The sequence below is a fragment of the Microbacterium salitolerans genome, assembly GCF_019720895.1.
Taxonomy (GTDB): domain Bacteria; phylum Actinomycetota; class Actinomycetes; order Actinomycetales; family Microbacteriaceae; genus Microbacterium.
Window position 1 is genome coordinate 400,596 of record NZ_JAHKSH010000004.1, and the last position, 11,110, is coordinate 411,705.

Annotated in this window: 8 protein-coding genes; 2 read left to right on the forward strand and 6 right to left on the reverse strand. The window is 70.9% G+C overall.

What is annotated here, in order from left to right:
- Positions 1–72: 72 nt before the first annotated feature.
- From KOL93_RS11305 to KOL93_RS11315, 3 genes are read right to left on the reverse strand one after another with little or no spacing between them, the layout of a single operon-like run.
- A complete protein-coding gene (locus KOL93_RS11305) occupies positions 73–558 on the reverse strand; it encodes a hypothetical protein (RefSeq protein ID WP_221585455.1) in 486 nt (161 codons plus the stop codon).
- A gap of 4 nt (positions 559–562) precedes the next feature.
- Positions 563–2,224 carry an amidohydrolase gene (locus tag KOL93_RS11310; protein WP_221585456.1) on the reverse strand — a complete coding sequence of 554 codons (1,662 nt, stop codon included), beginning with the start codon at positions 2,222–2,224 and terminating at the stop codon, positions 563–565.
- Positions 2,225–2,256: 32 nt separating this feature from the next.
- On the reverse strand, positions 2,257–4,203 hold the full coding sequence (locus KOL93_RS11315) for a primary-amine oxidase (protein WP_221585457.1): 1,947 nt from the start codon (positions 4,201–4,203) through the stop codon (positions 2,257–2,259).
- Positions 4,204–4,359: 156 nt separating this feature from the next.
- Between KOL93_RS11315 and KOL93_RS11320 the strand changes: the two genes are divergently transcribed.
- Together KOL93_RS11320 and KOL93_RS11325 are read left to right on the forward strand one after the other, a co-directional pair.
- Positions 4,360–5,064 carry an IclR family transcriptional regulator gene (locus KOL93_RS11320; protein ID WP_221585458.1) on the forward strand — a complete coding sequence of 235 codons (705 nt, stop codon included), beginning with the start codon at positions 4,360–4,362 and terminating at the stop codon, positions 5,062–5,064.
- A 104-nt stretch (positions 5,065–5,168) separates the two neighbouring features.
- A complete protein-coding gene (locus KOL93_RS11325) occupies positions 5,169–6,536 on the forward strand; it encodes a hypothetical protein (RefSeq protein WP_221585459.1) in 1,368 nt (455 codons plus the stop codon).
- 73 nt (positions 6,537–6,609) lie between these two features.
- Here the strand turns inward: KOL93_RS11325 and KOL93_RS11330 are convergent, their stop codons facing one another.
- The 3 genes from KOL93_RS11330 to KOL93_RS11340 all read right to left on the reverse strand — a co-directional run bounded on the left by KOL93_RS11330 (position 6,610) and on the right by KOL93_RS11340 (position 11,030).
- Positions 6,610–8,016 carry an aldehyde dehydrogenase family protein gene (locus tag KOL93_RS11330; RefSeq protein ID WP_221585460.1) on the reverse strand — a complete coding sequence of 469 codons (1,407 nt, stop codon included), beginning with the start codon at positions 8,014–8,016 and terminating at the stop codon, positions 6,610–6,612.
- 132 nt (positions 8,017–8,148) lie between these two features.
- A complete protein-coding gene (locus KOL93_RS11335; RefSeq protein ID WP_221585461.1) occupies positions 8,149–9,111 on the reverse strand; it encodes an AraC-like ligand-binding domain-containing protein in 963 nt (320 codons plus the stop codon).
- A gap of 35 nt (positions 9,112–9,146) precedes the next feature.
- Positions 9,147–11,030, reverse strand: a complete 1,884-nt coding sequence (locus KOL93_RS11340; protein WP_221585462.1) for an FAD-binding monooxygenase — start codon at positions 11,028–11,030, stop codon at positions 9,147–9,149.
- Positions 11,031–11,110: the final 80 nt, after the last annotated feature.

Consider the following 11,110-nt stretch of genomic DNA (forward strand, 5'->3'; position numbering starts at 1 on the left):
CGCGTCGTCGCGGATTCGGTCGCGGCCATGAGGCCAGTCCTTTCGGAGGAGGGGTGCGCGGGTCGCGCGGGCTCAGCCCGCGACCCACATTCCGAGGAGCATCGCGGCGAACATCGCGGCCATCGCGATCAGCTCGATGCGATGCGCTCGGGTGCGCCGATGAGCGGGTCTCACCAGCAGGGAGGTCGTCCACAGGAGGTAGACAGACGACGCGACCGCGAGGAGGGCGTGCGCGGGCACGCCGTGGACATGCGCCCCCGAGGTCGCGGTGACGGCGTGGTCGCCGAGGAGCACCATCGCTCCCATCAGCGCCCCGCCGAGAGCGCGATGAAGATCCATGAGCCGCTCGCGAGGCTCGCGTCGGCGTGCTCCGATGGCGAGCGCCATCGACGCGACGAGCAGTGCCAGGCCCGTGCCGAGTCGCCACTCGAGGAGAGCGATCGGCAGACAGGCGAGCGCCATGACGACCGCCGCGAGCCGCGCGCGCCGACGTGCCGGGGACAGGCAGCAGGATCCTGCCGCCACGGCCCCGGCGCCGGCCATCGCGAACTCGAGCATCGTCTCAGCGCTCGAACACGAGTCGGCCGGATGCGTAGGTGCGGACGACCTGCGTGTCGTGGATCTCACGGGGGTCGATCGCGAAGAGGTCCCGGTCCAGCACCACGAAGTCCGCGGCGTAGCCGGGCTGCAGGCGGCCGACGTCGGCGATGCCCATCGCGACCGCGGGGTTCACGGTGAACGCCGCGAGCGCCTCCTCGAGCGTGAGCTCCTGGCCGTCGCCGAGCGTTCCCGGGTACTGGCCAGAGGGATCCCGCCGCGTGATCATGGTCTCGAGTCCGATCCACGGATCGGGCGTCGGCAGCGCACACGGCCAGTCGGAACCCGCCGAGACGAGCGCGCCGCCGTCGACCAGATCCCGCAGCGGGAAGAAGCGATTCGCGCGCTCGTCTCCGATCTGCGCCCGGATCGACTCGACCATGACGCTCGGATACCAGAGGGCGGGCGACACGTCGGCGATGACGTCGTGCTGTGCGAAGCGCGGGATGTCGTCCGCGTCGATGACGGAGGCGTGCGCGATCTGCACCGTCTGGCGCGGCTCGTCGGGGTGCGCCGTGCGGAGGTTCTCCGCCGCGTCGAGGATGACGCGGAGCGAGGCATCGCCGGTCGCATGGCACTTGGCGCCGATGCCCCGGGCATGCTGCTTCTCGAGCTCCTGCGTCAGATCGTCCACCGACCAGTACGGCTCTCCGGCGAAGCTCTCGTCCTCACCCTCGTGATGGCAGACGTACGGCCGGAGCATGGCGGACGTGCGCGTCATCGGCACCCCGTCGGCCACGACCTTGACGAAGTCGGCGCGCAGGAGGTCGCTGCGGTAGCGGCCGAGATCCGCCATCAGCTCGTCGCCGACGACGCCGTGCTCCAGGAACTGGCGCGTGGGCCCGGATCCGACGACGCGGAGCGTCCACTCGCCGGCGCGGTCCAGATCGGAGAGCGCCTCCCACGCGGCGGACATCGTCGCCGCCTCGTGGGCGCTCGTGATGCCGTAGCCGTGCAGGATGCGCTGGGCGGCGAGCATCGCCTCGCGCTTGTGGGCGGCAGGATCCGCGATGCTCTCGGCGCACAGGTCCTCGGCGGGGGCGCACGCGAGCTCGTAGAGCACGCCGGTGAGCGCCCCGGAGCGATCGCGCACGTACTCGCCGCCCTCGGGATCCGCGGTGTCGGCTCCGACGCCCATCCGTGCGAGAGCGAGCGAGCTGACCCAGCGGTTGTGCATCGTGTCGTCGCGCAGCATCACAGGGTGGCCGAGCGACGCGTCGTCGAGAGCGCGGAGGAAGCCCGCGTCTGCCGCCACGGTGTCGGTGACGCCGGACCCGATGATCCCACCGACGACCCACGCTCCCGCCGGCAGCGTCGACGCCCAGTCGCGCACCTTGGCGAGCACGTCGTCGACGGAGTCGTTCGGCAGCACCGGCAGCTCGTGCGCTGCCTGCGTCCCGCCGAGGCCGAGGTGCACGTGACCGTCCGCCAGGGCCGGCATGACGAATCGTCCGCCGGCGTCCTCGACCGCGTACTCGCCGTCCAGCGCGCGGACGACGTCCGATTCGTCGCCCACGGAGACGATCGTGCCGTCCACGACCGCGAGCGCGCTCGCCCACGGCAGCGCCGGATCCTGGGTCCAGATCTTCGCTCCGGTCACGAGGAGCGAGGAGGGGGTGGTGCTCATGCGTCGTGCCTTTCGGATCGTGGACGGTCGCGTCAGTGCCGGCAGCGGCACTCATCCCCGGAGCAGCACGCTCCGCCGTGCGCTCCGGCGAGGTCGGGGACGTCGATCGCCGGGTTCCTGTCGAAGAAGCCGTGCGGCAGGAGGCGGAAGCCCGCGTAGTCGACGGGCATGATCGGCCAGTCCTCCGTGCGCGGGAAGTGCGTGAGACCGAACGTGTGCCACAGCACGATGTCCTCGCCGTCGACCGAGCGATCGGCGCGCACGTACTCCGGCAGCCCGGATCCGCCGGGGTTCTGATTCGTCGTGCGGCCCGCGGCCCACAGCTCGTCCCGGTCGTACTGCGTGACCCAGAGATGGTGCGACGCGAACTCGGCGCGGGGCGTGACGTACGCCTCCGGATCCGCGAGCAGCGTCGGCTTCCCCTCGGGATACAGCACGTACGAGGTCGGCTTCCCGAGACGGTTCGTCTGCTCGGCGCTCTCGATCTGCCACACGCGGTCGACCGAGCTGTCGGCATCGCGCACGGCGTCGGACTCGCGCCGCAGCCGCGTCGAGGTGCGGCTGAACGCATTGCCGTAGGGGTTCTGGTCGCTCTTCGGCACGCGCGCGACGTCGAGCTCGTTGACGGCGTTCGCGGATCCGTCGACCGCCATGTCGAGGCGCGCCGAGAACAGGTGCTGGTGGATGGGAGCGCCGAGGCCGGGAGCGACCTCGGTCGCGAACGCGTAGTCGCCTCCCGGGTGCGCGTTCGTGAAGACGACGCCCGTCGCCTTGGCCTCCAGCTCGATCTTGCCGTCGAGGTACAGGTACCAGTAGAAGCCGTAGTCGTAGTTGCCGACCGTCACGAAGAACGAGACGACGAGGCGGCGCTGCCGACGCGTCTCGTTCGTGCCCGCGAAGACGTCGCTGTGCTTCCACAGCACGCCGAAGTCCTCCTCGTGGATGCAGATGGCGTTCGAAATCGTGCGGGGCGTGCCGTCGTCGTTCGCGACCACGGCGTCGACGTAGGTGATCTCGCCGAGGCAGTCGCAGCCGAGCTCGAGCGAGTTCGCGAGGCGGCCGAACTGGTACTCGCTCACGTCGTAGTAGTTCTGCCACGAGTTCGTCGGGCTCACGTCGCCGTAGTTCACGACCATCTCGCTGATGGATCCGCGGTACATGACCGGGCGGGTCCGGCCGTGGTCGTCGAACGCGAGCTCGTGCAGCGTGAGGCCCTCGCGGCCGTTGAAGCCGAGGCGGACGCTCCAGTTCTGCCAGGAGAGGACGCCGTCCTCGAGCGAGAAGCTCACGCCCTCGGGCTGCGTGATCGAGATCGGCTTGAGGCCGGTGCGCTCCTCCCCGCGCACGGCGGGGTCGAGGTAGTCGCCCGACTCCTCGGGCGTGTGCGTGACGTCGGTCTCGACGATGCGCAGCACCTTCTTCTGATCGAGGTCGATGTGCACGACGAGCCCGCCGACGGGGTGCGCCCAGCAGGAGTCCTTCGGGTGCTCCTGGATGAACGACAGGCCGCGGATCATGCGCGCACCCACCTCGTCCTCGTACCCGAACACGCCCGCCGACAGCGGGCAGACGCGTACGGTGTCGAGGTCGGTGATGCCGCGCTTCGCGAGAGCGGCGACGTAGCCGGCGTCGGCCTTCGCGATGACCTCGGCGGCCTCGAAGTCCTCGTCCAGGACGGGGCCGAACCCCTCGACCGTCGGGTCGAGCTGACGGCTCTCGACGACGCGGCGATTCGTGAGGTCGACGACCACGTCGGTGACCGTGCGCGCCTCGAGGTCGCTCAGCAGGACTCCCGCTTCGCGCGGCAGCGCCGCGCCGGGCGTCCAGCGTCGGACATCGCTCTTCGCCGGCTCGCGCAGGGCGACGTACGAGAAGCGAGTCGCCTCGGTCACCTGCCCCTCGGCGTCGAGGACCTCGCGCATCGCGACGATCTCCTCGACGCTCAGCGGCGCGAGCGGGTGGCGCACATCCTCGGTCATGTCACTCCTTCGTTCCCACCGGCAGCTCTTTATTGAGCAGTTGCTCAAAGTTAACGGCCTGCGAGTTTCCTGACAAGGGTCATTTCTGTTTCGCTCTCGTGACAGTGCTCTGCGCCGCGCCCCTGACGACCCGCCGAGCCGTGGCAGGATCGACGAATGGCACAGGCAGGGACGAGCGGGTCGCAGACCCTCGACAGAGGCGTCAGGATCCTCGAGACGATCGCCGCGGCGTCGCACCCGATGTCGATCGACGAACTCGCGGGAGCCCTCGAGGTGCATCGTTCGGTCGCCTACCGCCTGCTGCGCACCCTCGAGGATCACGACCTCGTCTCGCGCGACGGATCCGGCCTCGTGCGGCTCGGAGCGGGACTCGCCGCGCTCGCCTACGGCGCCTCGCGCGACCTCAACCAGGCCGCCTATCCCGAGCTCGTGGCAGTCGCCGACGACCTCGGCATGACCTGCCTCATCGCCGTCCTCCTCGACGGCGACGACGCCGTGACGCTCATGAGCGCATCGCCCCGCAGCGGCATCGGGGTGTCGTACCGCCCCGGCCACCGCCACCCGATCACGCGCGGCGGGCCCGGCAAGGCGATCCTCATGGGGCTCCCCCGCGTCTCCTGGCCCGCCGACCTCGACGACGACCTGCGGCGCGAACTCGACGAGAGCCTCGCGCGCGGATACGCGACGAGCGCCCACGAGGTCGTCCCGTCACTGCACGCCGTGTCGGTGCCGCTCCCCCTGCCCGGCCAGCCGCCCGCGTCGCTCGCGGTCGTGCACGTGAGCCTGCCGCGCGCCGCCGACGAGATCGCGGCGCGACTCACGCGCGCGGCACGGATCATCGCGGCGTCGTTCGGCGGCTGACGCGGCCCGCGGCGCCGACGACGAGCGGGCGCGCTCGCGCGGCGCTCCTCGCGTCCGATAGCTTCGTGCGTGACGGTGGCACGACGCACGATCGGCGGGGTCAGATGGCGCACAGCGACGACTGGATCGATGGATTCGCGGAGGGGCGGACCGTCGGCGAGCGGTTCCGCGCCGTGAACGGCACGGTGGTCGGCCCGGGTGCCGGATCGGCTCGCGATGCCCTCGTGCGCACGCTCACGAGCGCGACGCTCGATGCGGCAGCTCGACGGCGGCCGCGACGGAAGGACCGCGCGGAGCTGCGACGACGCGCCCTGCGCCTGCGCGAACGAGACTTCGACGGCGTCGCGCTCGGCCTGATGGCGCTGCTCGCGGACCGGTGGCGCGACCCGGCCGCGAAGGCGTGGCTCGCGCCGATGCTCGCAGGGTCGGGGCGGTTCCGCGAGGCCGCGCGGCGCCGCGTGCGCCACGTCGCCGACGGCCCCTCCCCGTCGGACCTCGTCGTCACGGTCTCCGCGCTCTCCCTCCTCGGCCGCACGTCACACGCGCGGAAGCGCTTCGCGCGGCTGCGCGAGCAGTCCGCGGGCGTGCGCTCCGACGTCGTGTCGGTGTGGGACGACACCGCGCTCGGCCGCGAGTACCGCGCCCTCGTCGACGCCGCGCCGCGCCGCGCGCTTCCGGTGTTCTATCACCTGCCGTTCTGCGGCGGGACGAGCGTCATCACATCGATCAAGCAGGTCACGCCGTGGTCGACGATCGTGCCGATCAACCGCCGGCACGGGCTCTTCCAGATCGAGGCCGCGCTGCAGCTCGATGAGAAGGAGGCGAGAACGAAGGTCCTCGTCCACCAGCACCATCCGTACGCCCTCGAGATCCCCGGGCGCGAGCTGTCCTTCTTCACGGTGCTGCGGGATCCCGTCTCGCAGCTCTCGTCCGGCTTCCACAAGCGCCTGTCGACGCGCGGCGTCCTGGAGATGCGCGACGGATCCGAGACGTTCGCCGACCACGCCGAGTACACGATGCGCAGCGGGCTGACGAACATGCTCGCACGCCAGATCGCGGTCACCCACCCGGAGCTGCGCTCGGCGTACCGCGCGCACTTCGCCGGTCGGGGCAACTTCCGGTCGGTCGGGACTGAGGAGGACCTGTTCTTCCTCGATGCCACGGCGGACCTGTCCGACCAGCGGCTCCTCGACCTCTGCCGAGAGGCGCTCGACACGCGATTCCACTCCGTCGGCACCATCGCGCACCTCGGCGCCAGCCACCTCGCCGGCGCCGCCCTGCTGCGACTCCCCGTGGCGAGACGCGTCGTTCACACCGGGAAGTCGGGGCAGCCGACGGCGCAGCTTCCCGATGCGCTCGACGCCGAGCTGCGCGCCGCCAATGCCGTCGATCAGACGCTGTACGACGAGTACACGGAGCGGTTCCGCGCGCGGCACGCGGGCCTCATCGCGGCGACCGAGGCGGGCGCCTGACTGCCTCTGAGAGGCCTGCGGCGCGCGGGCGGTTCGCCGAGATCCGCGCGGATCTCGGCGAAGCGCTGGCACGTCAGCCCGAGATGACGCGGGGCTCGGCGACAGCCTTCAGGCCGGCGACGCTGAACTCCTGGCCGTAGCCCGACTGCTTGACGCCGCCGAACGGCACCTTCGGGTGCAGGGTGCCGTGGGAGTTGATCCAGGTCGTCCCGGCGCGCAGGCGCTTCGCGACCTCGATGGCGCGCCCGCGGTCGCTGGACCACACGGAGGCGCCGAGACCGACGTCGAGGCGGTTCGCGCTCGCGATCGCGTCCTCGACGTCCGAGTACCGGATGATCGGCAGGGCGGGACCGAACTGCTCTTCGTCGACGAGCGGATCCCCGTCCTGGAGGTCGGCGATGATCGTGGTCTGGAAGAAGTTCGCCCCCAGGTCGGACGCCGGCTCTCCGCCCAGGACGACGCGGCCGCGCGTCTTCGCATCGTCGACGAGGCGCTTGACGATATCGAACTGCTTCGCGTTCTGCAGCGGGCCGAGCACGTTGCCGTCTTCGAGGCCGTTGCCCATGGGCATCTGCGCGGCGACGTCGGCCAGCGCCTCGATGACGTCGTCGTAGACGTCGTCGTGCACGTAGAGCCGCTTGAGCGCCGCGCACGTCTGGCCCGTGTTGATGAAGGCGCCCCAGAAGAGCCCCTCGGCGATGGCCGCCGGGTCGACGTCCGGCAGCACGATGCCGGCGTCGTTGCCGCCGAGCTCGAGGGTGAGACGCGCGAGGTTGCCGCCGGTCGCCTCGATGATCTTGCGCCCGGTGGCGGTGGATCCCGTGAACATCAGCTTCGCGACGTCGGGGTGCGAGGCGAGACGCGCGCCGACCTCGCGGTCGCCCGAGACGACGGGGATCAGCACGTCGGCCGGCAGGTGCGCGTTCATGATGTCGAGGAGCGCGAGGACGCTGAGCGGCGTGTACTCGCTGGGCTTGACGACGACCGTGTTGCCCATGCGCAGGGACGGCGCGATCTGCCAGATGCCGATCATGAGCGGCCAGTTCCACGGGCCGATCGCCCCGACGACGCCGAGCGCGCCGTAGTGCTGCTCGGCGTACGCCTCGCCGTCGTCGATGATGACCTCGGGCTCGAGCGCCGTCGTCGCGGCGTCGCGCAGCCACATCCCGCAGGCGCCGACCTCGAAGCGGGCGTTCGGGCCGTCGAGCGGCTTGCCCTGCTCGCGTGACAGCAGGCGGGCCAGCTCCTCGGCGTGCGCGTCGATCGCGTCGGCTGCGGCGAGGAGCGCCTCGCGACGGCCCTCGTGTCCGAGCGTCTCCCACGCGGGCTGCGCGGTTCGTGCGCGCGCGACGGCGTCGTCGACGTCGGCGGGGGTCTGCTCGGGGGCGAAGCCGATCGTCTCGCCGGTGGCGGCATCGGGGATCGCTCGCCCCGTCAGGGCGTCGGCTTGGATGCGGTCGAGAAGTGCGCTTTCGGACATCGTCGTCTCCTTCGGGTCGGGTGCACGTCGAGCGTGCCGTGCGGGTGCACGTTCTGACCTCAGGGTCCGTCAGGCGCTCCCCGTTGTCATGGGACGCGCGCGCATCCGCGTGGGAGAGGCGCGCACAATCCGTCAGAGCTGTGTCGCCCGCCATGCCCCCGGACTCGCGCCGTGCGCTCGACGGAAGACGCGTCCGAAGTAGGCGTGATCGGCGAAGCCGCACGCGTGAGCGATGTCGGCGACCCTGGTCTCCCGTCGGGCCGGGTCGCTCAGGGCGCGCGCCGCCTCCTCGAGGCGCCGCCGGCGGATCCGCGCCGCGACCGACTCTCCTGTCCCTTCGAAGAGCTTGTGGAGCTGACGCACCGACACGTGCAGGTCGTCGGCGATGGTGCGCGGCTCGAGCGAGGAGTCGGCGAACCTCTGCTCGATGAGCTGCACGGCGCGCGTGCGCAGGATCGCGTGCTCGTCCCCGGCCGTCCGCACCTCGCCGTCGAGCTGCTCGCTGACGAACGCGCCGAGCAGGTCGAAGAACGCCCGGGACATCCCGGGCCCGGCCGAGGACGCGAGCAGGCTCATATCGCCGAAGAGCGCACGCGTGTACTGGGAGAAGACGGGCGCCACGCCCTCGTCTCCTCCGAGGGCGAGGCCGGCGAGGGAGCCGGCGGCGCCGGCCCGCACCGGGACGGCGCTGTGCGCGAACGACGCGACGAGGAACCGATAGTCGCCGTCGAACTCGAGGAGGTACGGACGCGTGGCGTCGTAGAGGGCGATGTCGCCCGGACGCAGCACGGTCTCGCGACCGTCCTGGACGAGGATCCCCGTGCCGGAGAGCTGGACGCTCAGCTTGTAGTACTCGTCGGCGAAGGTGCGCACGGCCCCCGGGCGTCGCACGACGCGCTGCGCCGTGCTGTCGATGTCGGTGAGCTGGAGGCCCGCGTTCCGAGCGACCCGCAGCCGCCCCCAGAATCCGTCGCCCGTGGCGTCCACGCTCAGCGTCGGAAACAGGCCGTCGAGGCCTGCTCTCCACTTCGCGATGCCCTCGTCCGCCGTCGGCGCGCACTCCCAGGATCCCGTGCGCAGCGCGAGAGCCCCCATGCCGACCTCCTTCGCTCGACTGCCACGATCATAGGTCACATCTCGGCGCCCATGGCCCCGTCGAAGAACGCCGCGAGCTCGCCGGTCGCGTCGAGGGGCAGGATGTGCGAGACGTAGTGATCGGGTCGGACGACGACGACCGCCCCGTCACGCGAGATGCCGCGCTCGTCGAAGAAGTCGGTCTCACCCTCGATGGCCGAGTAGACCTTCTCGTAGTCGCGCACCTGGAACTCTCCGACGCGTGGCCAGAAGACGTCGGCGGACCTCGTGATGTCGATCTCGTCGTGCGGCTGCTGGTACACGATCTTGGCGTCGATGCGCGCGTCGAGGTCGGCGCCCGCGGGACGGTGCTTCACGAAGGGCGACGCCGGATCGTGCTCGAGCCACTGCGCGAGCGCCGTCGCCTTCGACTCCTCGCCGATCCCGGGACGGTCGGCGAAGACGTACAGGCGCCAGCGTCCATCAGCCGTCGCGTGGTGGCCGAGGTGGAGGGGGTTCGCGTCGCACACGCGGGTCGTCATGGCCGACTTGAAGCGCTTGCCCCGGGGAAAGCCCGTCGCGAGATCCTGCTGCGCCGCCTCGGCGGTGATGAGCGACGGCTGGTACTCGGTCATGAAGCCGGCGGGGAACTCGGCGGTGCGCACGTAGAAGTCGGCGAGCTCGCCCGGGGACATGTCCTCGGGACGCGTCGCCATCATCGTCGACCATGTCCGGTCGAACTCGATGAGGTCGACGGCGATCTGCTGACGCTCGCCCGAGTAGGTATCGAGCAGCGACTGGGGAGCGCGACCATCGAGCACGTGGCCGAGCTTCCAGGACAGGTTCCAGCCGTCCTGCATCGAGACGTTCATGCCCTGCCCGGCCTTGGCCGAGTGCGTGTGGCAGGCGTCGCCGAGGATGAAGACCCGGGGGCAGCGCGTGCCGACCTCGTCGACATCGTCGAACCGGTCGGTCACCCGGTGACCGACCTCGTACACGGATCGCCACGCGACGTCGCGCACGTCGAGGCGGTAAGGGCGCAGGATCTCGTTGGCGCGCCGTTCGACCTGCTCCTGGGTCGTCGCGCGCACCGCCCCCGCGTCGCTTTCGTCGACCTCGCCGAGATCGACGTACATGCGGAACAGGTGGTTGCCCTCGCGCGGGATGAGGAGGATGGATCCGCCGTCGTGCGACTGGATCGCCGCCTTCGTCCGGATGTCGGGGAAGTCCGTGTCGGCGATGACGTCCATGACGCCCCACGCGTGGTTCGCCGCCTTGCCCTCGAGTCGGCGCCCCATCGAGCGCCGCACCTCGCTGCGCGCCCCGTCGGCGCCCACGAGGTACTTCGTGCGGACGACGCGCACCGCGCCCTCATCGTCGCCGGCACTGCGGCGGAGCGTCACCTCGACGGGGTGCTCGCCCTCCGTCACCCTCTGATCGACGAACTCCCACCCGTAGTCGGGGACGAGACGCGTCGGCGCGTTGCGAGCCGCCTCGAGGAAGTAGTCGAGGATGCGGGCCTGGTTCACGATGAGATGCGGGAACTCGCTGACGCCGTGGGGGTCGTCCTTCGCACGAGAGGAGCGGATGATGCTCTTCGGGTTCTCGGGGTCGGGCGTCCAGAAGGTCATCTCGGTAAGCCAGAACGCCTCCTCGATCACGCGGTTCGCGAACCCGAAGGCCTGGAACGTCTCCACGCTGCGGGCCTGGATGCCGTCGGCCTGGCCCACCTCGAGCCGCCCCGGACGCCGGTCGATGATGCGGGTGCGGACGTTCTCGAACTGCGCGAGCTGCGCTGCCGAGATCGCGCCGGCGGGGCCCGTTCCGACGATGAGCACATCCATCTCGCCGGGAAGCTCCGACGGGCGGTTCAGCCCGGTTCCCGCGGCCGGCTTCACACGCGGGTCTCCGGACACGTATCCGTGATGGTGGAACTGCATGCGGTGGGTGCTCCTCACGTCTTCGTGGGGCGGGCGAGATCATTCTGCGCCCGCGACGCTCGCCCACACAAGGAGAGGCG

Excerpts from the sequence above, each read along its gene's own strand:
- KOL93_RS11305 (WP_221585455.1), bottom strand. The coding sequence starts at position 558 with ATGCTCGAGTTCGCGATGGCCGGCGCCGGGGCCGTGGCGGCAGGATCC.
- KOL93_RS11330 (WP_221585460.1), bottom strand. The coding sequence starts at position 8,016 with ATGTCCGAAAGCGCACTTCTCGACCGCATCCAAGCCGACGCCCTGACG.
- KOL93_RS11340 (WP_221585462.1), bottom strand. The coding sequence starts at position 11,030 with ATGCAGTTCCACCATCACGGATACGTGTCCGGAGACCCGCGTGTGAAG.
- KOL93_RS11310 (WP_221585456.1), bottom strand. The coding sequence starts at position 2,224 with ATGAGCACCACCCCCTCCTCGCTCCTCGTGACCGGAGCGAAGATCTGG.
- KOL93_RS11335 (WP_221585461.1), bottom strand. The coding sequence starts at position 9,111 with ATGGGGGCTCTCGCGCTGCGCACGGGATCCTGGGAGTGCGCGCCGACG.
- KOL93_RS11325 (WP_221585459.1), top strand. The coding sequence starts at position 5,169 with ATGGCGCACAGCGACGACTGGATCGATGGATTCGCGGAGGGGCGGACC.
- KOL93_RS11320 (WP_221585458.1), top strand. The coding sequence starts at position 4,360 with ATGGCACAGGCAGGGACGAGCGGGTCGCAGACCCTCGACAGAGGCGTC.
- KOL93_RS11315 (WP_221585457.1), bottom strand. The coding sequence starts at position 4,203 with ATGACCGAGGATGTGCGCCACCCGCTCGCGCCGCTGAGCGTCGAGGAG.